This is a genomic window from Pontibacter sp. HSC-14F20, assembly GCF_019599265.1.
Classification (GTDB): Bacteria; Bacteroidota; Bacteroidia; order Cytophagales; family Hymenobacteraceae; genus Pontibacter.
On the sequence record NZ_JAHZTC010000005.1, the window covers coordinates 219,724 to 246,064 of the forward strand.

A 26,341-nucleotide genomic window follows, 5' to 3' on the forward strand; every position below is an offset into this window, starting at 1 on the left:
GATGGGCTTATGCCACCCAGCTGTGATTTGGCATGATAGGACGGGCAGCAGGCAGACTTTCCCAGTCTATACCTGCCGCCGCTTTGGCAATCTGCTCCACCAGAACAATATCGACATACTCTCTTCTGGAGTGCTCATGCCACACTCCTGCCGAGAGGTTGGTACACTCGGGTATAACATCCTCGTAAATGGCCGTGTCGGTAAACACCCCGTATGGGTCGGCCTGGTAAGTCATACCTTTTTGAGCAAACTGAATGGACAGCGCATCGGCAAAGGAATCGCTGGCGGTGCGCCCACAGCGCTGGTGCGTTATAATAGAGCCCGTCTCTCTGCGGTCGAAAGCCACGGCACGTTTGAATTGTCTGAAAAACTCAGGGTCTTGCTCTAGGGCCCAACGACTGCCCAGGCAGCCACGCTCCTCTCCTGCAAAGAAGTAATAAGTACCCGGCACCCCTTGACTAATCAGGTATAGCAGGATCGTGACACCCGCCTTGTTATCGCCGCCCAGTATGGTGCTGCCGTCCGTACGTATGATGTTATGAGCTATCTCATGGGTTACTTTCTCGCGGGTATACGAGGCCGTGTCCAAGTGGGAAGCGAACAGCGTTTCGGATGTGCCTACTCGCAGGAAGTAGTTGCCGAACGCATCTTTTTGCACACCTGCAGGCAGATAGGGCTCCAACCGGCTTTCATAGCCGTGGGGCACCGTGTACTGTGTCAGGTTCAGGAATGTGTTTTTAAAGTCAAACGTACAGTTTTCGCGCATAGGCAGTGCATGGGATTATGGTTGAACAAAAATTTACAAGGCAGAGCGGGTCCTGTACTGCTCCGGAAGAGCAGTGAAACATATTCAGAAGACCCAAAGAAATTATAAATGCGTTACACAGAGGCAAGCAAATGCCCGTTCGCTAAGGTATAGCTTAGCGCAGTGTAACAGGGAAAAATTAGGTAAATCAGGCAGCGGGCAAGGCGAGGCACATCCCCGATGCTTTCTAAATTTGATAATACAAAGATACAGCAACGTAAACAGGATTTGGTGTTTCTACAAGCTTGTAATTAGGAGTTCCTGAGCTTAGTAGAAGCGTCTACAGAGTCGGTCTACATCGTGCATAAACTCTGTAATGAGTTGAATCGTCTCCATCTCGAGCGCCTTGTCGAAATCAGCCAGCTTCAAGTCAAACTCCATCTCAGCGACACTGTTGCTTATCTGTGGACGCATGTAGGCCTCAAACCCATAATCGTATGCCAGCTGCTTAAGTTTGGCCACTCCCTCTTTCACCAAGTCAGCCACATAAACAGCGGAGCCACTTAGTGCGGAACGGCGGCGCTCGTCGTGGGTAAGTTCTATTTGCAGCGCAGCTCCTACACGCACCACAGGGCGGTACAAACTATCCTGCAGCAGGTTGTATGTGATATGACTGTGCACCCCCGTATGTATACCGGAAACTGTTGCCAGCAAGTAGTAAAAATCTTCGCGCAGGGTAAGCAAACGGTAACTTGGCCGATGATTAAAAGGCCCTTTCGTTTTCAACTCTTCCACTACCTGCTCGATAGGTACAGCCAGCGTAGTTTTTGGAAACATTTGCTGAAAGCGGCCTAGGAAGTGCAACATGTGACCAGTGCGGAGTCCATCAGGCTTTTCGCGCACCAATCGCTTTTTAGTGCGTGCGTACCCGGCAAAGTTAAAAACGGCCCCGCTGAGCGGGCTCCCGGCGGCACGCAGCAAAATGATGTCGCTATCCGGCCAATGTTTCTGAAAGTTTTGCCATATCATCAGGTAGCTACCCAAGTGACCATCGTATATGCTGGTAGAGTTACTACCTGTCCTGTACCTTCTCCCATCGCTCATCTTAGGGAAAGTCACCCGGCTAAACCGGTAGGGAGCGTGCCCCATAATCTCCAGCTTATTCTCAAGAATAAGGTCATAGTTGTTTACTAAAGTGCTTAAGGCGCTCATAGCTGTTCAGTTAAAAAATGAAACATAAAACCTGAGCCTGCAGCACAAGACGCAATCGGTCACATGCAGGCAAAAAGTAAAAAAGAAAAGCTACGGGCGATAAACGCTTTCAGCTTTTTTTCGGCAGAAGCCGCGCATTGTCTGGGGCACCGATGGAGCTAAAACCCGGTTGCCGTGCCTAAGGGCACTCTGAATGCTTTTTATGAGATGATAACTGCTTCGTTAAACAGATGGTATTGAATCATGATGCAAATATAATAAATTTATATATATTAAGCAAATAGTTACATATAAACTATTTAATCTTAGTTGTGATCAGTTTAAAATGAGATTGCCTCGGAATCAGTATAAACTTACATTTAGGGCTTTATATCGATAGGTGTACCTACCGGAACGGTCTGGTAAAGTTCTTCCATTTCGTCGTTGGTCACTGCCATGCAGCCCGCAGTCCAATCCATGAGCCGGTGCCATTTGCCGATAAAGGGCATTTTGTTCGGTAAGCCATGAATTTTGATATCGCCGCCCACGGGTTTGCCCAGTCGTTTGGCTTCTCTCCTATCGGCAGCGTTGGGGTACGACACACCCAGGTTTTTGTAATAGGCGCTGTGGGGGTTCTTGCCGTTGATGGTATAGCGGCCCTCGGGTGTTTTGTTGTCGCCCTCGTGCTGTTTATCTCCAACAGGTGTTTTGCCCAAGGAGATGGTATAGCTTTTAACCAACTCACCTCTGCTATACGCCTCTAGCCTTCGCTCCGACTTATGCACCACCAGGCGGTCAATCTTGGTGCCCTCGGGCAAAGACCGTTCTGATAGTACAAGGTAGCCATAGTAGGCACCAACAAAAATGATGAACAGGAGCAGGAGTTTTTTCATAGGTTAGGGTTTCGTAAAAGATTAGCATTAAAGAGTATTACCTATCAACTCTTTTGCTTTATCAATCAGTATGTTCTCACAATATTCCTGCAGCCCTCTATCAATAGCCTGTAGGGCCTTGACGTACTCAGGCGTATTGCCGTGCCGCACGTACTCGCGGTCCTGCGCCATCCAATGCACTTCCCTTTCCACACCCTCGGGGTCGAAACAGCGCCCATAAATAGGGAACACCCGAAACTGCAGGTGCGGCAGCTTCACATCAAACAGCACACAGCTGTAGCGTTCGTCATCTGCCCTAGGCTCCAAAGTTACGTCGATGTTGTCGGCCGCCAGTTTTTCTTTCAGGAAATCAAACAGGTGCTGGTTAAAGATATAGCTGATCACGGTGGTTCGCTCCTCTTCCGAGAACGTTTCAAGGGCAGCCTGCAAGGTATACTGAAAAGAGAAGTCGCTTTCTTCTAACTCTTCATCACCATCTTCTATTCTTTCCTGCAGGTAGGCAAGATTCTCCGCCACAGATTCCACCAAATTCTCATAGGTAAAAGCGTGAGCGAAAATATCAGCGTTGCGCACATTAAACAGCACACTCCCATCACACCAGTTTCCCACCAGCTTCATGTAATAGCCAGCAGGCGCCAGTAGCGTACTCAGTTTATCAAACAACTCTTGTTGCGACACGGATCTTTGCAGTTTTTATACCTGCAAAATTAGGATATAGCGCAAGCTGTTTTTGCTGTTTGCAAGCTTGTAATTATAGTGTAGGTTTAGGTGCTCGATTTCCCCTTTGGGAAATATTTTCCTAGTATGTAATCTTTCACTTCATCATCATACGTTACCAGATCACGGTCTACTCTTATACCTTTCGCACTTCTCTTGGCGTTAGGCAATGTTTCTATATAGTATTCGATGGCTTCGGTGTTAACCAACTGCTTTTTAAATTCCTTTCGGATATTGGTCAGTTCGGTAAATGGTCCTTTCTTCTTCTCGTCTTTGAATATGAAAGAGTTTATTACATTGGAAACATTAAGCATCCGTTTGTTTTCAAAGGCATTATCAATTTCCTCGTCGCCTGCGTACGCCTGTTTCTTTTTGGCTGTACGGCTGTACAAATTTGAGTACAGGTATGTTAATTTTTCAGGATAGTCAAATTTATATAAATCTGACAAAACCACACCCTTAGGATGGATCAGGAAGAACAGGTATAGCGTCGCGCGTTTTGGGTTGAGTTTGACGTGTTTGTTTATATCTGGGAAACTTACTGTAATACCCTGTGAGCGCCCTAAACTTCTTGAAATATGGATTCTGCGATGCCCCAAAACAAACTGATGCTTTTGTTTGAAGAGCATTTCGTAGCGCATTTGCTCAAACAGTGGGAACGCCTGCAGCAAGTACTCCTGACTAACGCCAGCCGCTATCATTCCTTTTATGCATTTCATGCAGATGTCGGCTGTGCGAAACTTGAAAATAACCTCTTCCTTATTTGTGCAATAGTCACCAATACAGCCTTCGGCTTTGTCATGCAACTTGCGCCTTATGTGCATGGTTTTGCAGTAAAGCTTATGCAACACCTGCGTCATCACAGTAAATGTGATTGGGTATACAGCGCTGCAATCCAGGTACTCGCCCCACTCGCTGGTTTTAATAAACACATTTAGGGCGTCGTCCTGAAAGGCTGCCAAATGTTGTAAACTATTGCTTTCAGGTGTAAGCAATATCACAAAATCTTTTGATGGTATAGCCCAGCGTTCCCGATAGGCTTCGCATTGGTTATAGAAATACCCAAAGGAATGCCCCAGAAAACGCTCTCTCCTAGTTGTCAGTTTTCCTTTTTTATTCACAGACATACTTTCGCCTAGAGGTCCTCCAGCGCTAGCAGTTAAGGCTCCACAGTCAAGACTATCCTTGGTTCTGATAAAAGAAATAAGCCCAGTAGTTGCCTGCAGTATCTGCATCACTTGCTCATACTTCTCCACTGAGAAGCCGCTGTCTCTGATTACGTGTACGTTCATAAGTTTGTCTTCAAATACATACACAATATATTCAATTTTAGGGATATTGAAATAGGTAGCCTCAGAGAATCTTCACTTTTATCTGGATATAACACATCAAAAAAATCACAGCCAACTCTAATTACAAGCTTGCAAACTTCAAATTAGGCGGCTGTTTATAAGCAATTTTGCATTGCAGAGCCAGAAACGCTGGTTCGTCTTTCACTTCATTTCTATATATGCCCAGAGCCCCTTATGCAAAATCCAAATTAGACGAGAAGTCGCTGGCAGCCATGCTACGCGAGCGCCTCAAAACTGGCAAAAGCCTGGTATACTTTGCCTCTGGTCGCAGAGTTCGCAAAGAATACTATGTCCTCCCCTACGACCACATTGTGCTGGTGGACTACAACTTCCGCTCAACCTTTGCTGTGCGCGGCAAAGTCATCATTATCGGTATGACGGCGCTCCAGGCTACGGCAGCTTTTAAGGAGGCTGGCTTGAAGTTCGACGCCTTTGTGTGTATTAATGAGGGCTTGAACGAGGGCGGCGGTTATTATGCTATTAACGGCAACTGGAGCATGGGCACGATTCTGCCTATCCTCAAAGACACCTACCTGCACATTGCCTGCCCCACTTACTATGGCCGCACCCGCTGGCGCGAAAAGCTCTTTAACTTGCCGCAGCAAGCCGATTTGCTCGACGCGACGCACCCTGAGTACATCAACCCGAGTGTATTTTCGGATTACAGTCGCTATGGAGATGCCGCCTGTGTTTGGAGTGTAACCAAGCAACCTGGCAAAGCGGTGTCCTTTAACGTAGGCAATAGAACCCTGACGCTGCAGCACAAAAACATTTGGGACGACTACGACATGCTGGATATGTTGATGGTACGTTGTTCCCCAACCGAAGAAAGACAGCTACAGCTGATGGCACCCAAAGCGCAGCCGCTTTATCGCCCGCGCTACTATCGCAGCGAAGAGCAGGACGCCAGTTTTGAGGCAATGCTCCATTATTGCAATCTGCACCGAATCGAAAAGCTGGGCCTCACGCCTTGGTTGGGAGGCAACTATACCCGTTTCTTGAACTACCTGCAAGCCCACCAAGACAGATTCCCCTATCCACAGTCCGTATACCTGTACCACTTGCACCGCAACGATTATAGGGAGCTGTATAAGCTGGCGGAGGATACTGAAATACCTGTTCAGCCTGTTGAGATACAACCTTAAGCTAACTGTATGAAGAGCATCTTATACCTGCACGGCTACAATGGCTCACTCTCGCCAGCCAAGCAAGCTATACTGGAGCGCTACGGCAACGTGGCGGCTCCCGCCATAGCCTATGACAAACCAGATTACTTTAAGAAATTAACTGACCTTGCCCGTACCGCCGATGTCATCATTGGTTCAAGCTTTGGCGGCCATACGGCGTATTTGCTTTCCTTGCTCTATGATAAACCTACGCTGCTGTTTAATCCGGCTTTTGTTACCAAATCGCCTGCACCTGATTTGGGTGGTATAGCCATACCTAACTCTAAAACCAGCCATACCAGTATTGTGCTGGGCAAATTGGATAACGTAATTATGTATAGAGATAACCTAGCGTACGTGTCTAGGGAATTGGGATTAGCTAATCTTCGGGTCGTAAAGGTTGACGGTTTGGGGCACCGTATACCTGACGTGGTTTTTGAGGATCAGGTGGTGAGGTTTTGGGGTATAAAGTTTTAAAGTGACACACTTGTCATTTTTCTGATTGTGTGCCACCTTATATCCTAATTAAAAAATGTTGCCTCAACTAGCAAGGTGTTTTTTACCCAATGAATAAGCTTATCTTTTTGCTTCTTCTTAGTAGGATTTACAGTTTCAGGATTAAACCATTGACTAGTTAGAAGATACTGATTCTCATAAAGTGTGGCATAATATCTGGCATAATTCTTTTCAATTCTCTCCTCCATAGCCTTATTCGGATTAGAAACCTTTTTTATTGCTGGATAATCTAATAAGAGATTTTCTCTACAATATTCTAAATTCTGAACTTTCAGTAAAAGGTCCTGATGATAATCTGAATAATTCGCTTTCTCTATCAAAAAGAAAAATGCTTCTTTAGCAATATCCTGTATTTTAGTATCTTCAATGACCTTACCGAAAACTTCATTTGGTGGAGAAAGAGCTACTGTACTTCCAACTGAAAAAGATTCAAGGTTTATTTCTTCTACCAAATCAAATTGATCGTCATCCTCCATTACTGGCTCTCCAATTGAGTTTGCGATATACTCTCTATTAATCTCGCACAGCTTTTTTATCATCTCATATTGAGCGTGACAATAAGTTGTTAAATCTTTAAGACGACTAACTTTTTCTTCGTATTTACTCTCTCTAACAAAGCTTTTGATTGTCTCCATTTTTAAAGCTTTTTCATCCTCTGATAAATGGCTCAATACTTCATGATTAGAGTTGAAAAAGTCTTCAAGGGTTAAGTTTCTTTTTGCAGCATTTGCTCTGGCAGTACAAGGAATGATATTCCCATAGAGGTTGAGCCCTACACTAGTTTTGTTATGTGATACTAAATGGTCCTTTACAGCAGAGCTATCTGTTAAAGGTTCTCCTGTATAGGCACATTTATAATCGAAGAATTTTAAGGTGTTCTCCCAGTCTTTTTTGTTAAAACTTCCTAATTGTGCACCTGCATCAGATAAGAGGCAACGTATAAATAGATTAGCAACATCACCTGGGTTTGTTCTTTTTGACATATAAATTGATTTTCTAATACAGTCTAGATTACATATTTTGACTTGCTTGGTTCGCAAACTCAAACGCATCCTGAGCAGGCTTCAGAACAAATAAGCTTTTAACTGCCTCAGCAAGCTCGCCATCTAATTCAGGTATTATTTGCGGATAAATGGTAAGCCAGGTAGATGCGATAATAGAGATAGTTGTATTAACAGCTCCGTACATTCTGTCAAACATTTCTTGCGAAAAGTGACCACTAGCACCACTTTTCATGTTCAAAATGTTGGCTCCCTCACCATTCGTCGATGAGAACGAACAGTTATGAGCAAATTGGTTCAACAACTCAAGGTACTGACCTACTTCGTTGATAGGGCAATAACCTAAACCTACGCTAAAATCTTTCGCATTTGCATGTTGTTTTAACACAGGCTCCATTTCTTGCCAACTCGGCGTAGCAGTTACACCACGATTCCAATCAGCAAAAGTCTGGTTGTACTCACCGTCATTAAAGTTTCCGTTTTCAAGTATCTGAAAATATAGAGCAGCAAGCCCCATCTCTAAGGCTCCTCTAAGGCAAGTGGCAGCGGTCTTGTAAAATCCACTAGTCAAATTCCAAACTGCGGCGTTCAACTCATCTTCAACAACTGGGAGTGTCCAGTTCAATATTTCACAATCAGAAGAAATGCCCTCATGATGGATGTTTTCATAGTTGCGAATTAATTTATAAAGTGTTGCCGTTTTGCGTGTTAAGTCCTCAAGCTTGTCCTTTACATCCACATTAGCCTCTATGCCTTGCAAAGTGCATCTTGCCGTGTGAATAATTGACTCACCGTGCGTAGTACTTGTCTCCATGAAATCTGTCTTTAGATGATTTTAAAAATACTGTGCTGCTTACTTGAAAACTCCATTTGCTAATTCATACAATCCTTGAAGATTGTTGGCTTGTTTAGGAGACTTTTGAGTGGAGGAATACCAATCGTTCGTTAGAAAATAGGCTTTGGAATCAACCACAATAGGTTTCTTATAATACCTTGCAGTTGGTCTATCACCTTTTCTAACAAGCCCCGTAGCACCAGCTTCATCTATAAAAGACGCACGTTTTAGCTTTAGCACCTCCTTACTGTAACTAGTTGACGTCAAATTATGCATCAGGTCTGCTAATTTTCCATGCCTGTTTAAGCGCTCCAGTATCTTTCTGGCAGTTAGCCCTACATTTCTTCTGCCATCGTCTTCTACACGTTTGTTATAGTCCTGAAAAACTTCCAGAATGTTAGCAGGTAATGCACTGCCAACAAGCGAAATCATAGCTTCTCTTTTATGTAGCCCTTGCCGTTACTATTCATTGATTTGCTCATGTCTTGAGAGTATTATCGTTATAAATAAGCTTATACATTTCGATTTCCTTAACCAATGTGGCAAGCAAATTTATCCTATTCTCCAACAGCGCTTTCACAATAGGCATATCAGCTGGAGCAAATTCATAATTTCCAAACTCATCAATACCAACCCATTTCACCTCATCATGATCAGTGGAAGTAATGTGCTCCTGCTCCGTTCGGGTAGCATAGGCTACTAAGCGAAACTGGTTATCGCTCTCACCTAAAACAGATTCGCAAATGTATGCCCCAACGGTTACATCCAGATCCAGCTCCTCTTTCAGTTCACGGGCCAGACAAGCCTCATGGGTCTCACCTGCTTCTAACTTTCCGCCTGGGAATTCCCAATAACCCGCAAGACTTTTGCCTGGCGCTCTCTTAGCAATCAGGTATAGACCACTGCGCTGGACAACCCCAGCAACTACTTCTATCATATGTTCAGTTTTAAGCCTACATTATTTCGTTTATCCCGTGTTATAAACAGGTTGACTCACCTAGCATCCGTAAGCCAACCTGCATGGGTTGGTTAAAACTCAGCTTCCTTCTCGTGAAGATATTCCCCTGCATACGGTGCATCGAAATGAGCACCATACAAGGAGGCAAAAGCAAAGGAGTCTGCAACACCCAGGTCTACACCTAACAAGTTTGCATCATCCATGGAAGCATGGGAAAAATCTGCATCAGCGAGATAGCTGCCAGCCAGGTCTGCACCAGTCAGATCTGAAAAAGAAAACGTCGTGCCATAAAGGTTGGCTTTTCGGAGCTCAACATGCTTAAAACTAGCTTTCACAGCCTCTGACTCAACGATGGCAGCCCCAACCAAGCATGCGCTTTCCAGGTTGGCACCCGTTAAGTCTACACATAAAAATGTAGCCCCAGTCAGGTTGGCACCGCTTAGATTTGCTCCACTTAAGTTCACACGCTCAAAGCGAGAGCCTGCCAGATTGAAACCGGACAAATCTACCCCACTTAAATCCTTATTAGATTCATTAAGCACCATCGGCGCATTATAAACCTTAATAACATTCTTTAAAGGACGGCATCTAAAAAGCTTCTTTTTCATACGAGCAGGGTTTATATGGTTGAATGACAGATACACAGGAACACATCGCACCCCAAAAAGGGCACGAGCAAATGCAAAGCGCCCTTTTTGGCACTTTCACTCTTTAAACCAATAAATAAAAGGGGAATTGTACTGCAAAAGTAAGTAAAAAATCTATATAATCAAAATAACATATTTACAAATCCTAATTACTAGGTCTATTTATTCAAAATAATCTATAATTGTTTCACCAGCGGCAATCGCCATCCGAAACGGCTCCTTCTTAATATAAGGATTAACCTCTACCACTGGCTCGTAAGCAATAGAGTGCTCCATCAAGGTGTTGGCAGCCATAACCAAGTCGGCAGTGTGCAACGACAGTACCGAGTTGTAGGAATTGGTTCGATAGCCCCCGAAGAGCGACATGGCAACTGGCAGGTGATAGCCTAACTCCTGCTCTACTTCCAGCACCCACTTATAAAACAACTCAGCGGCTAACAACCAGTATTCGGTATTCACGCTGCCTCCCAAGTCGTCATACACATGGGAGTCTGCCCCATGGCACCAGACGATATAGTGAATCTCTTTGGCGAGTATTTTCTTTTTTAATGTAGCCAAGTGTCTGTATAAGTCAACCAGGTAGCTGTCGTTGGTACCGCTTAGGTTCACGTTAGCATAGGTAGGTATGGCTTTATCCAAGCCTGGTACAAAGCTGCGGCTGTCCTCTATAGAATTTCCGAAATGGTGGTCCAGGTCCAGATAGGCCCCGGATATTCCCAATTCACGGTAAAGTTTTACAGAAGCAATTACCTGACCGCTGAACGTACAGAATCCGGCACCTCGCTCTGGTTTGGCATGATGAAAGCCACTGGTCGGACTGAAGGTGAGCACTTCGGGGTGCTGCACGGCATAACGTATGGCATGATACAGGCTGGCATTGGTATAGCATACCGAATTTACCAGATTCTCACTCCAGGTAAGACCGTTGGTGGTAGCCAGTGGTTTCTCTCCAGCAAAAAAAGCATCAACATAGACTTGCGCATGCGCCAGATAAAAGTCCTCTTGCTGAAAAGGCGTAAATGCTTTCACATCAAAGTATGGGGTTAAGCCCTCCGCCTGCAGCTTTTGCATCAAAAGCGCAGGTTTGTTGGGGCTGCGGGTGTACAGGCCCTCCCCGTTGCGGGCGTCTACCTGCTCGGGCATGTAAAAAGTGGCTATCTGTTTGGAGCGCATGGGCATGTTATTATGATGTGAAATTAAAGGGATGGGAAAATCAAGTCATGGTGTACTTTACCCGGCATAGCTGCTTCTTCATGACGCACGTGCAATACACAACTCTCAAAGTCTACTGTATAGCCATACAATATTTGCTTGATGCGGGTGAGCTTACCGGAGGGCCAGCCATACGTTACATCGCGTCCGCTTAAAGGGAATTTGCCACAGTAAACTTGCTCCATGGCTGGGAAGGCAAAAGTGGGAAGGGAATAAGCACTAACAAAAAGGTCGCGGCCAAACAGGTTGGCTTTAGCTTCCTTTATCACTCGTCGGGCCATTTCATCGACCATTTCCGGCGACCACTGCTCCCGAAACTTCTCGGAAAGCACTCTGGCAAGCGGGAAATGCTTGGTCTTAAACGTGACATTACCTGTACAGATTAATTTGTCAGGTGCCACAAAAAGAAGTGGTTCGTAGCTCAGACTTTCGTCTGGGAGCGTAATGTATGGGTAAGGGGCAAAGGGAAGGGGTTCAAGCATAGGCAGGAGAATTAGTACAGCACAAATATACCGTACACTATCCCCTTCCTATGCTACTTTACAAGCTTGTAATTAGTTCTCAGAAAAGCTGGACGCGATAAAGGTCACACGCAACTGGTCTCCAAGGTCATCATCGATCGCGTGACCAAATATTACTTCCACCTGTTCACTGGTGCTGTTTTGTATAAACTCGGTTATCTCTGTCAGCTCGTCCATTTCCAGTTCGGTTTCAGGACCAGAAATAATAGAGAGTAGTACCCGATCGGAGCCTTGAAGCTCGCTTCCAAGCAGGGCAGTCGCGACAGCTTGCTGAGCTGCCAGCATGGCACGGCCCTGGCCGGCGCCCGTTCCGCTTCCTACAGTAGCTCTTCTCGCTCCTGCCATTACCGTACGCACGTCGTCCACATCCACATTTAGTTCTGCTGTTACCGCTACAATTTCGGCAATGGCCCGCACGGCATGCGCAACATATTCATCCAGTTTAACAAAAACATCCGCCCTAGGAAGCTCACCATACAGCTGGCGCACCTTATCGTTCGCAAGCACGACGGTGGTGTCGGTATGTTGCCTCATGGCAGCTATACCGGCTTCTGCCACTGCTGCTTTGCGATCGCCTTCACTATGGCCAGGTGCCGTAACGACGCCTATGGTCAGTATGCCCAGTTCTTTCGCAAGTCGGGCAATCTCAGGGGCAGCGCCTGTCCCGGCGCCTCCGCCCATGCCGGCGACGATAAACACGATCTCAGGGCTTCCTTCTAACAGCATGGTGTTGATAGCATCTGCTCTTTTCAAGGCAGCTTTGCGACCAATTTCAGGATCACCTGTTCCATGGGATACCCCCACTTCACTTCGCTCTAAGTAGAAACGGTCTTCCATCGTAGAGTTCTCCAGGTCTGGCTTGTGAAAATCACAGGCAACGAGGTGGACCTGACGTAATTGCTGCTGGCCAATGTAATTTAATGTATTGCAGCCCGAGCCGCCCACTCCTATCACCTTCACGGTGGTTCTGTTGTATGTTTTCATATGTTCTATTGATTCAGTATAAATGGAGATGATGGGGTATATCTAAATAAGGATTCAAGTTATAGATTTCAAGGTATATAAAAAACCATATTTAATACTGACGTATGAAAACAATCCCCCTCTGCCTCCTTCCTTGAACTGGATGTTGTTCTGTCCAAGGAAGGAGAAGTAATAAATCAAATGAGTCGGTTCCGCAAGCATCTCTTACAAAGAGCACCTGCTTTCACAACGTAAGTATCCCTAAGTACGGAACAGTTTAAATCAGACAGAGATGTTTTGGTTTTAAGTCGATGCCGCACAGGTCGGCGATCTCCTTGAGGAAGGCGTTCATCTTCTGGTTGCTCAGTACCGGCATCACCCGGTCTTGGTTCAGGCACTGCGGGTGCCCCTTAGATCCTTCTAGATTGGTCCAGACCAATTTGTTTAAGGGATTAATAGGCAATCTCAGGTAACACAGACTCAAAGTGCAGGTATTCAGGCGCATACCTTATCTTTGAGGGTAAACAGTATTTTATTCAAGATCATTTATGGATCATTTATGGATCATTTATGGATCATTTCTTCTTTATTTCCTTGATTATGATCTATAAAGTATTTAGTACCTTTCAAGACACCTTCTGTGTATAGAATTTTGGAATCAACAAGTTCAGCCAACTTCCTTTTTACTTTATTTCTGTTGATCTCTGGCCCTATACGTTCATTTATATCTCCAACGGAGCTTCCAGGATATGTCTCCAAATCCATCATAATAAGTTCCTGAAGCCTGTGAGGCTCAATTTTTTTAAGGTCTGTTTTACCTTTGAAATCTATTTGCCTGAGTAACTCAGAGTTAACATGATATTCAGTTCCTTTTGTTTTGCCCTTACTAAGGATTATTTCGTGCTTTAAGAGTTTACCTAACCAATAAGCTAATCCATCACTGTTTCTCACATTGAGCTTCTTGCTGAGCTCTATAGCTGTCATAGTACCATGTTGTGCAATCAGACCTAGCGTAATAATTTCCTTTTGATTAATGCCATAGTCATCATTGGCCCGCGACATCAACTTAGCCACCTCAGTACTGATGATATTCTTCTTAACTGTTACTACTACTCGATCTTCCCATTCCTCTACTATTGGCTCTGGTTTACCATTGAGTAGTAACACTTCATACACCTTGTCATAACCGCTTCCCTCCTTCTCCATTAGCATCAAGTCATAGAACACTTTGGCCAGGTGAGTATTGCGGTGTACAGATTTGCTAATGATGTTGGAGGGAGTAACACCTAAAGGAAGCAGCCCTGGTGAGTGAATTTCGAGGCGGTCGTGGTAAAGATTAATGAAAATATCACCTCGCATAGTATAAACCCGGTGCACTAAAGCATTTGCTACCAGCTCTCTGATTACTACCTGATTATAATTGGGAATAGTCTTACGGAATATTCCATCGGCAATCTCTATTGATTCTCCCCAATCAGGTATACCTGTAATTATTTCGTTAAGTAGTTCCTTCGGATTAAGTGTGTAATCGTCCCAAATACGCTTTTTTACTTTAACACCGTTCTCATCATATTTAATGAACTGCACAGCAGGTGCATAGTGCATCAAAGCTCTGTCTTTTCGCTGGCCTATCCAAAGTGTACCTAAGTTTGTCAGGTATTCACCACTAGTAAAAAAGTAGAACTCTAATATCTCGTCTTGAGACATTTCTTTAACGAAGCCACTTACTCGCTCAGACTTCTGCACATCACTTAGAAACTTATCTAACTTAGCACCATCAGCTTGACTTAAGTGTACTTTTCTTGCCACCTTTTCTTCCCATACAAACGCCTGCTTTTCAGCAGCCACACGAGTCATCTCATCAGGCATCAAAGGTTTGCATTCATCGGCTACACGCATATAGTACTTCCCATCGGACGTGGAGGCAATAGTTTGAGTGTTTCTGTATATTTTAACTTCAATAAATTCCCCACCATTGGGTGCCCTCTGTATGGTAGCACTAATACCCACATTTATGGTTCGCTGAGGAACTACTTGATTAATTTTCTCTACAATAGATTTATTGATCCTTTGATCAGCAGGCGGCATATCGGTATCATCTTCAACTCCTATGTATATCGTCCCACCTTTGGCATTGGCAAAACAAACACAATCCTTCGCCAGCTCAGCCCAATCTGCAGTACTACCATGTACCAACCGCAGCGATTTTTTATCGAATTCACTATCTTCTAACATACCGATTTAGTCTCTTTTACTTTTACCCATACCTTACCTGTTCTGCCAATGGTATGCTTAGATCTATGTCGCTTGTCAGCCGCACGGCATCGGCGGCAGGATCATCGGCATACAAGCTAAGGGTGGCCTCTCCTACAAACACCATTCTCTGCCGAAGCTCCTTCAGCCCAAAGGCTACCTTCCTGAAGATCTCTGTGTTTATTGCTTTACCGTCCATCTAAAATTCGCTTTCTGAGCTCAACCTTTGCCAGCTCCCGCTCGCGGACCCTCCCTACGCGAAGCGCATCCACCAGCGCCAAAAGCTCCTGCAGCTCGGGATTGTCAATGCAGGCCTCTACCACCGAAGGATAGAGCGGCTCTATCGCCTGTCCCCTTTCTGTGCCCTTGGCATATGGCCAGACCAGCTTTTCACTGCCCATGATGAGCTTATTCAAGGGAGGTGCGCTGATTGCGGTAGGCACTCCCCTTACCATGGCACCGGGTTCTTGCGGAAATACGTAGCACACCCCATAGACAATGAACTCGAGCAGTTCATGGAGCATCACTTTCCGCTTCGGCTTGTTAATCAGCCCTGCCACGTAGGACTTGTGGAGGGATTCTGACACTTCTGAAGTGCTGATGCCCAACTCATGGGCTAAATCCTTCATCATCCAGGGCGCATCACTTTTCATCATGATGGCAAGTAGAATGGCGATGTCCCGCGGACGCATGCCTCCGTGTTTTTTCATAACTATTAATTTTCGATTCGCGAATTACAAATTAATAGTTAATACTGTAAGACAGGAATTTTTAGTCAGGCTGGTTGCTAAAACGGTAGATGCCTACCCTCCGCTATAGCTTCAGCTTCTCCCGCAGCTGCTGCATGTCCTCACTCACCTTCCGGTCCAGGATCTTTGCGTAGTGCTGGGTGGTCCTGATGTTGGTGTGCCCTAGCATCCGGCTCACCGTCTCAATCGGTACCCCGTTGCTTAGCGTGACGGTGGTGGCGAAGGTGTGGCGGGCGATGTGGAAGGTGAGCGTCTTGCGGATACCGCACACGTCGGCGATCTCCTTGAGGTAGGCGTTCATCTTCTGGTTGCTCAGCACCGGCAGTACTTTGTCCTGATAAAGGCACTGGGGATGGTCCTGGTAGCGCTCCACAATCTCCAGGGCCACCGGCAGGAGCGGGATCCGGGAGGGCGTCTCGGTCTTTTGCCGCCGGGTGAAGACCCACCTTTGCCCGTCCATCCCCTTCCCGATCTCGGATCGTTTAAGCTGCTGCACGTCCACGTAGGCAAGGCCGGTGTAGCAGCTGAAGAGGAACACGTCCCGCACCTGAGCAAGCCGCTCGGTGGCGAACTCCTTTTCCGCCATCTGCTGCAGCTCTGCCTCGGTGAGGCACTCGCGCACCACCTCCCGCTTGCTCATCTTGTAGCCCAGGAAGGGGTCGCGCTCCAGCCAGCCATTCTTCAGGCACAGGTGAATGACCTTCTTGAAGTTGGCCAGGTACTTCATGGTGGTGTTGTGGGCACAGCTTCGCTCGGTCTTGAACCAGAACTCGTAGTCAGTGATAAAGCCGTAGGAGAGCTTCTTCACGTCCATGTCCTCCACACCGTACTTCCACCGGATGAAGTCCCGGGTGTGCTGCAGGGAGGTGGCGTAGCGCTCCATGGTGCCCGGGGCGTAGTCCTTGCCCACCAGCTGGGCCATCTGCCCGTTGTGCATCTGAAACACCTCCAGCAGCAGCACCGGCTTCTCCTCCACTCCCATCCACTTCTCCCGGAAGCTCTCCAGTGTGACGGGCCTGCCCTCCTCGAGTAACTCCCGGTGATGGGCGTATGCCTTAGTCCGCAGGGTGTCTAAGTAAGCATTCACGCTCCGGGCCTCGGCCGAGCTGCCCTTCATTTTGCCCGCCTCCACCGACCAGCGCTCTGGCGAGACGTAGCGGTGAGTGCTCAGCTCCAGCCGCCTGCCCTGCAGCGTGACGCGCAGGTAGATCGGCACAAGGTTGTCCTTGGTGGTCTTGGCTTTCCTGCCGTAGAACAGGATACTGATCTTGGTGTCCATACAACTCCTCCTTTTATGCTTAAAATTAACATTCAAACGAAGGCTGCACAAGATGTAAAAATATTGTACATCTTCCTTACATCCAGTTAGTTACACATAAATTCGGGTACCCGGAAACGGATCGGCTTCGGGTACCCGAATTTGCTGCCTCAGAAAGGAGAGAAATCGAAAAATTCAGGTGGGGCTAGAAACAAAAAAGCCCTTAAATCGCTGATTTAAGGGCTTTTTATGCTAACTGATAAGTTACTCCGCAGAGAGCAAGGGATTCGAACCCTTGATACCCTTTTGAGGTATACACACTTTCCAGGCGTGCTCCTTCGACCACTCGGACAGCTCTCTATTATGGTGCAAATATACGCCAATAACTTACACTATCGCAAATTTTTGCCTTCCTATACCTTATAAATATATTGTCGGGGCTAGATGGAGATCTCTCCGCGCAGGTTACTGGCAAGCAGCTCACGGGTTTGCGTCGCCGGCAGATCGAGTCCCAACACAAACATTAGTTTCGTAATAGCCGCCTCCGTCGTAATGTCATCGCCCCCAATCACGCCCATGTTGAGCAGGAACTTACTTGTTTCGTAGCGGCCCTGGTCTACCCTGCCTTCATCGCACTGAGACACATTCAGTATAAAAATCCCTTTAGAAATGGCTTCTTCCAGCATCTCGAGTAACCAGCCCGATGTAGGGGCATTGCCTGCGCCAAATGTTTCGAGCACTACCCCGCGCAGCTCCGGCGTTTCCAGCACACTGCGTATGACCTGCGGCGTTATACCTGGAAAAAGCTTCAGTATTGCTACATTATCATCCAATTGCTGGTGCACATGAAGTGTTTTTTCCGGATGTGGCAGAATCGCACTTTCATAAAAATCGATGCTGATGCCTGCTTTGGCCAGCAGCGGATAATTCTCCGATTTAAAGGCATTGAAATGACGGCTCTCTACCTTTTTAGCCCGGTTACCCCTGATCAGCAGATTATGGAAATAGATGCAAACCTCCGGCACAATACTCTTGCCATTGACTTTGGTTGCCGCTATCTGCAGGGCCGTAATCAGGTTAGCACGGGCATCGGTGCGGGTACGACCGATGGGCACCTGCGCCCCGGTAAAGATGACGGGTTTCTCCAGGTTCTCGAGCAGGTAACTGATGGCAGAGGCACTATAGGCCATGGTATCAGTGCCATGCAGCACAACGAAACCGTCGTAATCAGCATAGTTGTCACGGATCAGGTTGGCCAACATCAGCCAGTCAGTGGGTGCTACATTAGACGAATCGATGGCCGGCTCTATGCTCAGCACCGTCAGCATATACTTGAAATTGCTCAACTCGGGCACTTTCTCCAGTATCTGGCTGAAATTGAAAGGTATCAGATGATGTTTTTCGTCATACACCATGCCTACTGTACCACCTGTATAAATAATGAGAATGGACGCCTCCGGATGTGCAGGCGCGGCAGTATCGATGCTTATTTTTACGACAGCCATAACTTAGAGCGTGAAAAGGTTAAGGGCATTCTGGGTAGTAGTTTGTGCTACTTCTTCTAATGGTTTCTGCATAAGTTCAGCTACACGACGGGCCACCAGTGGCAGGTATACGGGCTCGTTGCGCTTGCCACGATGAGGCACGGGCGCCAGGTAAGGGCAGTCCGTCTCCAGCACCACGTCATCCAGACTTACATGGGGCAACACCTTGTCCAGACCACCGTTCTTGAAGGTAGCCACGCCTCCTATACCCATCAGAAAGCCAAGCTCTTTTACTTTGGTCGCCTGCTCCACCGTACCCGAAAAGCAGTGGAATATACCTTTCAGACTACCATCCTGCGCTGCGGCTATGATCTCGTAAGTTTCACCGAAAGAATCGCGGGTATGCAACACGATCGGAAGCCGGTGCTTTTTGGCCAGCGCTACCTGTACTTTCAGGGCTTCCTGCTGCTGTGGCAGAAACGTCTTGTCCCAGTACAGATCGATACCACATTCACCCACAGCCGCAAACTTTCGCTTGCCCAGCCACTCCTCCACCAGGTATAGCTCCTGCTCAAAATCCTTGTTTACCGAAGTCGGGTGCAGGCCCATCATGGCGATGCACTGCTCGGGATGCTTTTCCTCTGTCTCCAGCATCACATCAATGGAGGTATGGTCGATGTTGGGCATGTAGATTTTCTCTACGCCTGCTTCGAGCGCCTGTGCCAGTGCCTCCTCCCGGTCCTGCTTAAACTGCTCTGAATAGATATGTGCGTGCGAATCAACTAAAGTCATCTGTGTCGTTTTGGATCAAATTATCTCGACTCAAAGGTCCGAACTAATGGTTAAGGCTGCAAGGCCCTTTTTATATAGCATCTCCCTGATAGCAATGATGCCTAATATAAATATAGACTGATGGAGGCAGAAATACATGTGCACGATTTGGACAGGTCGCGCTCTGTACCTATAATGAATCTGTAGCTTCTCACGTTACTGCAACATACGGTGTAACCTCGCTATAGCAGTTCACTTAAACCCTAATATTTCCTACCCTTCCACTTCACTTTTGTTGGCAGAAAGAAGTAGAGGATCAGTATGAACGTTGTGACCAGCAGGTATAGCTCGAAGAGGATGTACTGCCACCAGGAGGCGCTGCGGTTGAGTCGTTTCAGGCAAATATGCATGAATAGGCTCTGAAGCAGCAGTTTGACCACCGCGATGCTAAGCGCTATACCTACAGAGGCCTTGAAAAAGAAAGGGATTAGGACAGGATAATAGGCAGAGTGTAGCACAAAAAGTGCGAACATATACTTGGGCATGAACACCGAGCCACGCATCCAGCGCTTGCGTTGTTCCAGCAACGAGCCGTAGTCAGGAGCAGGCGCTGACCAAGCAAGTACCTTGCTGTCATACAGGTTCCGGAAACCGTAGCCCCGTTTCAGAATCTGGTTGAAAATAGCAATGTCTTCTGTGATCGAAAATGGAATATTCTCAAAACCGCCCACCGATTCATATGCCTCTCGGGTCAGGAGCATGTTGTTGCCCATGGTGGTGACCGGCATATTCAGGTCGCTGAACACCTGCATCAGCCCGATCGAAAACAGCCAGTCCATACGCTGCATTTTGTCGAACAGCCTATTGCCGGTTACGGTGGTAAGTCCTGTCACAACGCCCACCTTTTTATCCAAACCCGACAGCATAGCCTTTACCCAGGTGGGTGGTACTTTAATATCGGCATCAGTGAAGAGGAAAATATCAGTAGTGGCTTCTCTTGCCAGGTGGGCCAGCACATTGGCTTTGCCCCTCGCCTGCCCCATGGTGTGCGAAATGGGTATACAGGTATAGCCGGGCCTGTCTTTGATGAAGGCTTCAACCAGGGCACGGGTCTGGTCTGTGGAGGCATCGTCGCCGATCAGCACTTCTAACTTTTCGGAGGGGTAATCGAGCGAGGCGATGGCCTGCAGACAAGCTAGGATATTATGCTCTTCGTTACGGGCAGCGATCAGGATGTTGACGCGCGGAAAGTCGGTAACTTTTGAGGTATGACGCCTGCGGTTGAAGAGCAGCAACAGGAGGAGCACTCCGAACACAAAAAAATAAAGTATAAAATAGGCGACAGATACCATCATAGGGATCGGAAGGTATAGCCCTGTGCGGTAAAATGTTCCAGATATCGGGGCAGGGCGTATTGCATGTTTCGCTGGGCCTTCAGGCTGTCGTGGAATACGATGATGCTGCCGCTTTGGGTACAACGGATGGCTTCTCGCAGGCATTTTTCGGGGCTGAGCGAGCGGTCGTAGTCGTTGGTGAGCACATCCCACATTACCAGTTCATAATCAGGCCGCAAGGCCGCTGCCTGTTTTAGGGTGATGCGCCCGTAGGGAGGCCGGAATAACTTGAGCTGCGCTGCACTTGGGTCGAGCTGCTCAAGTTCCTGCTGACACTGCTGCACATTATCGAGGTAGCGCTCCAGCGATGTTTCCCAGCCACGCAAATGGTTGTGCGTATGGTTTGCCAACCGATGGCCCTGTTCCAAAATCTGCTTTGCTATACCTTGGTGCTTCACCAGGTTATCACCCACCGCAAAAAAAGTCGCTTTGGCCTTGTACTGCACCAGTTGCTCCAGCACCCAGGGCGTTACCTTAGGTATAGGTCCGTCATCAAAGGTCAGGTATAGCACCTTGCCCTGCTCCTCTCGTAGCCATGTATAGCCAGGCAAAATCTTTCGAAGCAAAGCAGGTGTTTTGTAGAGGCGGAGCAATTGAAATGTTGGTGGTTAAATTGTTGAATTGTTAGATGGTTGAATTGCTAATCGTTAACCGGCATTTTAAGAAAACAATCATCCTAAGTCTTTTGATACGCTGGAGGCATTCTATATCTTACGCTGAAATTGACTCTATTCTATTTAAAAACAATTTAACAACATAGCAATTTAACAATTCACCCTACTTAAACCTGCATGAGAGCAGTGTAATGTCATCACTGAAAGTAGACTCTTCGTTGAAAAGATTGATGGCATTGAGTAATTGCATGTGCAGCATTTTGGAGCTCAGGAAACGGTTCTTCTGCAAAAACTCAATCGTGCCTTCTATGCCGAACTCCGACTCATCTTCGTCAAATACCTCCGTCAGGCCGTCGGTATAGCAAAGTAGCACGGCATCGTGGGGCACATGGATCTTGCCCACATTCATGAAAGGCAGCACATCGAACACGCCCAGCATGGTGCAACCGTCGTTGAGCAGGTCGTGTGTGTTGTTTTCGTAGAGCAGAATCGGTGCATTGTGGCCGGCGTTCACATAACTCAATTCGCGTGTACTGCGGTTGAAAATCGCAACGAAGGTCGTGATAAACTTTTCGGCAATCGCATTGCGGTAGATCAGGTGATTAAGCTCCGACACTACCGTATTTAAGTCGGCTGTCTGGCGCAAAATGGTGCGTAATCCCGCCTGAAAGTTCGACATCAAGAGCGAAGCCGGGACACCTTTACCAGACACGTCGGCGACGCAAAACAGAAACTGGTCCTTGTCTATTTCAATAAAATCGTAGTAGTCGCCGCCGATGGAGGAGTGCGGAATGTAGCTGGCATGGATGGCCACGTCCTTGTCGTTGGGCAGCTTCTTCGGAAAAAGCATGGACTGCACCTCGCGGGCAATTTCGATCTCTTTGCGGATAGATTCCTGCGCCAGACGTTGCCGTGCCATGCGGTGGTTTTCAATAGCCACCAGCATGATATTACTCACCGTCTGCACAAAATTCAGTGCCTCAATATTCGTATAATAAGGCTGAATCTTTCCGATCATCACAAAAGCGAGCACTTTGCCATTGTGCAGAATCGGGATCACGATCTCGAAATTGCGCCACTTTTTGTCTACGCTCAGCTTGGACATGCGGGTGATCTCCTTGAGTTCGAGAATAGCTTCGGGGAGGTGTTGTTTGGCGGGCTCCAGGTCGGTGCCAAAGCTTACTTTGCAATCCCACTTCTCGTCGTGCACAAACAGCGCCAGCCGGTTAATCTGCAACTGGGCAAGCAGCGTAAAGCGGTATATTTTGTAGAGCGCCTCTTCGGGCAGGTTGTCGTTAATCGCCTGGGTGATTTCCAACAAGGCCGATAATTCCAGCTTTTTGAGGTTTAACTCTTGCTGTATGTTCGGAGCGACTATTTCAGGCATTCGGATTCATAGTTTAGGTTGGCGGAAAATCCGCACGCGGGGACTCTCGTGCCAGTTATACCTGGCACGCAGGTATAGACCTCGTAAATTTACAAAAATTCAACTGCATTCTTTACCAAACCCTCCAAATCCTTTGAAATTATACGTATTCGTCTCAGACGCACAAATGCTACTACGTAGTGCGTGTATTTATGCGGGCATGTACCGGAAACACCCTATCAGACAGAATTATGCACCACCAGTCCGGCTTTGGTGGCCAGGAAAAAGTAGTGCTGGCAATGCGTCCCAAAGGTAGCTTCGTCGTAGTCGTGCTCCGTGTCCGGGTCGGGGTATAGTATCCGGACGTATCCTTTGGAGATCAGGTCGCGCAGGGCGGCGCAGAGTTCCTCGTCCATCAGGGCGCTGGTGCTTTTCAGGTCGGTGTAGGACGTCACAAAATAGAGTTCGTCCATGATGGCAAATTCATTCTCAGTCATGATTACGGATGGTTCGGCCTTTCCAGGTATAGCGACCCGAGAGGCCACTTATAGCGGTATATAGTACGTAAGGAATGTAAACTAGCTGCAGCGGAAGCATAAAAATCAGATAATTCTGCTGTCGCATAAATGTAAGCACACGTTTTAAGAACAGAAAATCGATCAGAAACTTGGCCGCATATGCCGCCAGCAAAGTCCAAAAAGATAGCCGACCCAGCAGCACGGCAGGTATAGCGAGAAAGAGCAGCAGGTTGACAGCAAACACACTAAGGGCCACCAGTTTCACTGACAGACTTTGGTAGCTTCGCCACTTGCTGGCCCAGCGCACCCGCTGGGCTATAAAACTACGCAGTGTCTTGCGTGCCTCGGTATACACAATAGCTCCCGGGTGTTTCAGAAAAGCGATGCGCTCCGGGTATTGCTGGCTGGCTTTGTGCAGCAGGAATTCATCGTCGCCACTGGCTATACCTTCGTTTCCGGCAAAGCCGCCCACCTCCTCAAATACAGCACGGGTATAGGCCAGGTTCGCGCCATTGCACATGTTCGGTTGCCGCAAGCCAATGGAGGCCCCTCCCACCCCGATCAGCGAAGCAAACTCGACCAGCTGCATGCGCTCCAGCAAGGTATGGGTCTGGTGAAAACTGACAGGTCCTGAAATGAAAACTGGCCGCTGCGTTTCGTAGGTATAGGCGAAGTGAATGAGCCAATTAGGCTGCACGCGGCAGTCACCGTCGGTAAAGACCAGCAGCTCGCCACCGGCCTCTGCTATACCTTGTTTGATAGCGGCTTTCTTTCCGGTTGAAGTTGTATGATCAGCCAGCCGGATAAGCCGCAGTCGGAGATGTGTATCAGGTATAAAATCCTGTACTAGCTGTTCGGTCCCGTCATCGGAATGATCGTCTACAACCAGCACTTCAAAGAGTTCAGCCGGGTAGCTTTGCTTTTCCAGATCCTGCAGCAAAGCACTTATGTGCGCTGCCTCGTTCCGGACAGGTATGATCACGGTGAGTCTGGTGGCAGGTATAAAACAGGCAGGTACAGCAGGTATAGGGAGGCGATTCCAGAAGAACAAACAGCGCAGGATGATCCAGCCGTAGGCCAGCAGCGAAAGTAGCAGCAACAGCATAAACATCAGGTGGTCCCTCCTCTCCTGCCCAGTTTCAGGCGCAGCACAAAAAACAACCCGACAGCACTTGGCACCACAATGTTGAGGAGCCACAGGCTCAGGCTGGCACTCAGCACCTGCAGGCGTTCCTGCCCCAGCAATCCGAATACGTACATGGCCGACAGCTCTCGCACCCCCAGGTCAGACAGCAGCGACACCGAAGGCACCACCGACTTCAGAAAAAAGGCAGTCGATACGCCACTAATGTATTCCACCGGACTCAGCCGTACTTCAAACAAAACGAGCAGCAGCACAAACTGCAGCAGAAAAACAAAGTAACGCACAAGCGAAAGCACCAACACCCGGTTCATCTCCCCGAAGGTATAGCGTCCCATAATGGCCAGGTATTTTGTGAGTTTCCGCAACGGACCGACAGCCGCCACCAGGGCCACCATGGCGCGTGCATTGAAGATTAGCAGCAGCATGGCCGCATTCAATACTAACAGCAGGAAGATCACGCTCAGGCAAATGGCAGGATAATCATGCCAATAAAGGAGTAGCGCAAAATACAGCAAACCCAAAGAACCTACCAGCACAGTGGCCACCAGCTGACAAAACCTGCCGATGAAGACAGCTCCTATTCCTTCCAGCCGTTCTTTGCTTTTGAGCTCCAGCACGCGGCCTGCATAGTCGCCGAGGCGGTTGGGGGTGATAAAGCCGAGCGTGAGCCCGACCATAACCGCACGGAAGGCCCTCACGTATGAGATGCGCTCCAGCTTCTGCCCCAGGATCTGCCACTTCCAGGCTTCCAGTCCCCAGTTAACAGGTATAAGCAGTGCACTTAAGATAAGTAGAAAAGTATAATTACTCTGGCGGGCGGCCTGCAGTATACCTTGCCACGAAAGCAGGGTGTCAGGTGCCGTAAAGATGGCCAGGTACAGGAAGTAAAGGGTGAGCAGTACCACGACAATTTTGCCGATGACCAAAAGGAACCTTCTGTTGCGGGTAATGTTCAAGATATTGTCTTAAATTGCGGCTCTTATGGTTTACTCTCCTGCGCTCCCACCCAACAAATTAATTCTTGGCATCGACCCCGGCACGCAAGTGATGGGTTATGGCCTGATTGAAGTAACAGGATCGAAAGTAAAGGTAGTGCAGTATGGCGTGATTCACCTCAAAAGCTACAGCAACCACGCCATCAAGTTAAAGAAAATTTTTGACCGCATGATACAGCTCATCGACGAATACCTGCCCGACGAGCTGGCCATCGAGTCGCCCTTCTTTGGGGTGAACGTGCAGAGTATGCTTAAACTTGGTCGAGCACAGGGAGTTGCGATTGCTGCCGCCCTTTCCCGCGACATTCCTTACGTAGAGTACGCCCCAAAAAAAGTAAAGCAATCGGTAACCGGAAACGGCAATGCCTCCAAAGAGCAGGTGGCGGCCATGCTGGTGCAGATCCTCAAAATACAGCCAGATCCGAAAATGTTTGACGCCACCGATGCTCTGTCCGTGGCCCTGTGCCACCACTACCAAAAAGGCAATAACGCCAAAAAAGGCGCCAACTCCTGGAAAGCCTTCCTGACCGACAACCCCGAGAGAAAGCTGTAGAAGTTTGGGATTTGGGGAGTTTAAGAGTTTAGGAGTAATAATGTAGCGATGTTGCACCGTAAAGTCGTACTTGCATAAATTGATCTAAACGCTCTTCATGCTCTATCGGACTTCCACGTCCGGAAGCATTTATGTAGGGAACATCCTTGCTCCCGTATACCTGCAAAACCTACACACGAGGTAGGAAATCCCAAAAAGTATTTAAAAAGGCGTCATCGTCTGTAAGGACAGGTCGTGACCTGCCCGAATCATGTACTGGCAATACTTCCCGAATCGTGCAGTGAATTCCCCTCTGAGGAGCAGGGGCGAGTTAATCGTGCACCCAACAATTTACCAATTCAACCAGCTAACAATTAAACAATTCCCCAACTCTTAGAGGCTGTTTTGATTTTATTTATTTAGTTTGTTAAGCATGATGTGAATCATGGCCACTTTTATCATCGTCTCAGACGATTTGGTGGAGTACTCATAGTCCTTGGACAGCCTGCGGTAAAGGTTGAGCCAGCCGAAGGTCCGCTCCACTAT

Annotated in this window: 30 protein-coding genes, 1 tRNA gene and 1 riboswitch; of the genes, 3 read left to right on the forward strand and 28 right to left on the reverse strand. The window is 47.6% G+C overall.

Translation table 11 applies throughout. The features are described from left to right. Positions 1-7 precede the first annotated feature (7 nt). The 5 genes from K3G39_RS07110 to K3G39_RS07130 form a co-directional block, all read right to left on the reverse strand. On the reverse strand, positions 8-766 hold the full coding sequence (locus tag K3G39_RS07110) for a hypothetical protein (RefSeq protein WP_220625488.1): 759 nt from the start codon (positions 764-766) through the stop codon (positions 8-10). Positions 767-1,072: 306 nt separating this feature from the next. Beyond that, a complete protein-coding gene (locus tag K3G39_RS07115) occupies positions 1,073-1,957 on the reverse strand; it encodes a hypothetical protein (RefSeq protein WP_220625489.1) in 885 nt (294 codons plus the stop codon). Positions 1,958-2,062: 105 nt separating this feature from the next. Next, positions 2,063-2,159, reverse strand: a riboswitch (SAM-I-IV-variant riboswitch). 157 nt (positions 2,160-2,316) lie between these two features. Continuing rightward, positions 2,317-2,829: a murein L,D-transpeptidase family protein gene (locus K3G39_RS07120; protein ID WP_220625490.1), complete on the reverse strand. Its 513-nt coding sequence runs from the start codon at positions 2,827-2,829 to the stop codon at positions 2,317-2,319. A gap of 27 nt (positions 2,830-2,856) precedes the next feature. Then, entirely contained in the window at positions 2,857-3,507 is a 651-nt protein-coding gene (locus K3G39_RS07125; protein ID WP_220625491.1) for a hypothetical protein, read from the reverse strand. An 86-nt stretch (positions 3,508-3,593) separates the two neighbouring features. Next, positions 3,594-4,802: a hypothetical protein gene (locus K3G39_RS07130; protein ID WP_220625492.1), complete on the reverse strand. Its 1,209-nt coding sequence runs from the start codon at positions 4,800-4,802 to the stop codon at positions 3,594-3,596. A gap of 254 nt (positions 4,803-5,056) precedes the next feature. Between K3G39_RS07130 and K3G39_RS07135 the strand changes: the two genes are divergently transcribed. Together K3G39_RS07135 and K3G39_RS07140 are read left to right on the forward strand one after the other, a co-directional pair. Continuing rightward, positions 5,057-6,043, forward strand: a complete 987-nt coding sequence (locus tag K3G39_RS07135) for a recombinase family protein (RefSeq protein WP_220625493.1) — start codon at positions 5,057-5,059, stop codon at positions 6,041-6,043. 9 nt (positions 6,044-6,052) lie between these two features. Beyond that, positions 6,053-6,541 carry a YqiA/YcfP family alpha/beta fold hydrolase gene (locus K3G39_RS07140; protein ID WP_220625494.1) on the forward strand — a complete coding sequence of 163 codons (489 nt, stop codon included), beginning with the start codon at positions 6,053-6,055 and terminating at the stop codon, positions 6,539-6,541. Positions 6,542-6,585: 44 nt separating this feature from the next. Here K3G39_RS07140 and K3G39_RS07145 read toward each other — a convergent pair whose 3' ends face one another. The 22 genes from K3G39_RS07145 to K3G39_RS07250 form a co-directional block, all read right to left on the reverse strand. Next, the gene (locus K3G39_RS07145; protein WP_220625495.1) at positions 6,586-7,563 is read right to left on the reverse strand and encodes a hypothetical protein; all 978 of its coding nucleotides are present in this window, start codon (positions 7,561-7,563) and stop codon (positions 6,586-6,588) included. Positions 7,564-7,591: 28 nt separating this feature from the next. Then, positions 7,592-8,395, reverse strand: a complete 804-nt coding sequence (locus tag K3G39_RS07150) for a hypothetical protein (protein ID WP_220625496.1) — start codon at positions 8,393-8,395, stop codon at positions 7,592-7,594. 39 nt (positions 8,396-8,434) lie between these two features. Then, positions 8,435-8,848: a hypothetical protein gene (locus K3G39_RS07155; RefSeq protein ID WP_220625497.1), complete on the reverse strand. Its 414-nt coding sequence runs from the start codon at positions 8,846-8,848 to the stop codon at positions 8,435-8,437. Between the two features lie 46 nt (positions 8,849-8,894). After that, the gene (locus K3G39_RS07160) at positions 8,895-9,353 is read right to left on the reverse strand and encodes a (deoxy)nucleoside triphosphate pyrophosphohydrolase (protein WP_220625498.1); all 459 of its coding nucleotides are present in this window, start codon (positions 9,351-9,353) and stop codon (positions 8,895-8,897) included. Between the two features lie 92 nt (positions 9,354-9,445). Then, complete coding sequence (locus K3G39_RS07165; RefSeq protein ID WP_220625499.1) at positions 9,446-9,982, reverse strand: pentapeptide repeat-containing protein; 537 nt, start codon at positions 9,980-9,982, stop codon at positions 9,446-9,448. Between the two features lie 201 nt (positions 9,983-10,183). Further along, the gene (locus K3G39_RS07170) at positions 10,184-11,194 is read right to left on the reverse strand and encodes a hypothetical protein (RefSeq protein WP_220625500.1); all 1,011 of its coding nucleotides are present in this window, start codon (positions 11,192-11,194) and stop codon (positions 10,184-10,186) included. A 23-nt stretch (positions 11,195-11,217) separates the two neighbouring features. Further along, positions 11,218-11,715, reverse strand: a complete 498-nt coding sequence (locus tag K3G39_RS07175; protein WP_220625501.1) for a hypothetical protein — start codon at positions 11,713-11,715, stop codon at positions 11,218-11,220. Between the two features lie 72 nt (positions 11,716-11,787). Then, positions 11,788-12,738, reverse strand: a complete 951-nt coding sequence (locus tag K3G39_RS07180; protein ID WP_220625502.1) for a cell division protein FtsZ — start codon at positions 12,736-12,738, stop codon at positions 11,788-11,790. Positions 12,739-12,994: 256 nt separating this feature from the next. Continuing rightward, the gene (locus K3G39_RS20785) at positions 12,995-13,222 is read right to left on the reverse strand and encodes a hypothetical protein (RefSeq protein WP_255594095.1); all 228 of its coding nucleotides are present in this window, start codon (positions 13,220-13,222) and stop codon (positions 12,995-12,997) included. Between the two features lie 59 nt (positions 13,223-13,281). Next, positions 13,282-14,952 carry an ATP-binding protein gene (locus tag K3G39_RS07190; RefSeq protein WP_220625503.1) on the reverse strand — a complete coding sequence of 557 codons (1,671 nt, stop codon included), beginning with the start codon at positions 14,950-14,952 and terminating at the stop codon, positions 13,282-13,284. Between the two features lie 22 nt (positions 14,953-14,974). Next, positions 14,975-15,169, reverse strand: coding sequence for a hypothetical protein (locus K3G39_RS07195; protein ID WP_220625504.1), 195 nt, complete (start codon positions 15,167-15,169; stop codon positions 14,975-14,977). After that, complete coding sequence (locus K3G39_RS07200; RefSeq protein ID WP_255594096.1) at positions 15,159-15,680, reverse strand: hypothetical protein; 522 nt, start codon at positions 15,678-15,680, stop codon at positions 15,159-15,161. The genes K3G39_RS07195 and K3G39_RS07200 overlap by 11 nt, the downstream gene beginning before the upstream one ends. A 103-nt stretch (positions 15,681-15,783) precedes the next feature. Beyond that, entirely contained in the window at positions 15,784-16,998 is a 1,215-nt protein-coding gene (locus K3G39_RS07205; protein ID WP_220625505.1) for a site-specific integrase, read from the reverse strand. Between the two features lie 251 nt (positions 16,999-17,249). Further along, positions 17,250-17,337: transfer RNA gene (locus K3G39_RS07210), tRNA-Ser, on the reverse strand. An 80-nt stretch (positions 17,338-17,417) separates the two neighbouring features. Further along, positions 17,418-18,482: an asparaginase gene (locus tag K3G39_RS07215; RefSeq protein ID WP_220625506.1), complete on the reverse strand. Its 1,065-nt coding sequence runs from the start codon at positions 18,480-18,482 to the stop codon at positions 17,418-17,420. A 3-nt stretch (positions 18,483-18,485) separates the two neighbouring features. Then, a complete protein-coding gene (locus tag K3G39_RS07220) occupies positions 18,486-19,253 on the reverse strand; it encodes a TatD family hydrolase (RefSeq protein WP_220625507.1) in 768 nt (255 codons plus the stop codon). Between the two features lie 242 nt (positions 19,254-19,495). Next, complete coding sequence (locus K3G39_RS07225) at positions 19,496-20,587, reverse strand: glycosyltransferase (RefSeq protein WP_220625508.1); 1,092 nt, start codon at positions 20,585-20,587, stop codon at positions 19,496-19,498. Continuing rightward, a complete protein-coding gene (locus K3G39_RS07230) occupies positions 20,584-21,219 on the reverse strand; it encodes a polysaccharide deacetylase family protein (protein WP_220625509.1) in 636 nt (211 codons plus the stop codon). Before K3G39_RS07230 ends, K3G39_RS07225 begins: the two co-directional genes overlap by 4 nt. A gap of 184 nt (positions 21,220-21,403) precedes the next feature. Beyond that, positions 21,404-22,627: a GAF domain-containing SpoIIE family protein phosphatase gene (locus K3G39_RS07235; RefSeq protein WP_220625510.1), complete on the reverse strand. Its 1,224-nt coding sequence runs from the start codon at positions 22,625-22,627 to the stop codon at positions 21,404-21,406. A 218-nt stretch (positions 22,628-22,845) separates the two neighbouring features. Next, a complete protein-coding gene (locus K3G39_RS07240; protein WP_220625511.1) occupies positions 22,846-23,103 on the reverse strand; it encodes a hypothetical protein in 258 nt (85 codons plus the stop codon). Next, the gene (locus K3G39_RS07245) at positions 23,096-24,235 is read right to left on the reverse strand and encodes a glycosyltransferase (RefSeq protein WP_255594097.1); all 1,140 of its coding nucleotides are present in this window, start codon (positions 24,233-24,235) and stop codon (positions 23,096-23,098) included. The genes K3G39_RS07240 and K3G39_RS07245 overlap by 8 nt, the downstream gene beginning before the upstream one ends. Further along, entirely contained in the window at positions 24,235-25,224 is a 990-nt protein-coding gene (locus K3G39_RS07250) for a lysylphosphatidylglycerol synthase domain-containing protein (RefSeq protein ID WP_220625512.1), read from the reverse strand. Before K3G39_RS07250 ends, K3G39_RS07245 begins: the two co-directional genes overlap by 1 nt. 25 nt (positions 25,225-25,249) lie before the next feature. On the opposite strand from K3G39_RS07250, the gene ruvC reads away from it, so the two are divergent. Beyond that, positions 25,250-25,816, forward strand: coding sequence for a crossover junction endodeoxyribonuclease RuvC (ruvC, locus tag K3G39_RS07255; protein ID WP_220625513.1), 567 nt, complete (start codon positions 25,250-25,252; stop codon positions 25,814-25,816). A 390-nt stretch (positions 25,817-26,206) separates the two neighbouring features. Here ruvC and K3G39_RS07260 read toward each other — a convergent pair. Further along, positions 26,207-26,341: transposase (locus K3G39_RS07260; RefSeq protein WP_220625527.1), on the reverse strand; the 135-nt coding region annotated here is incomplete at its 5' end.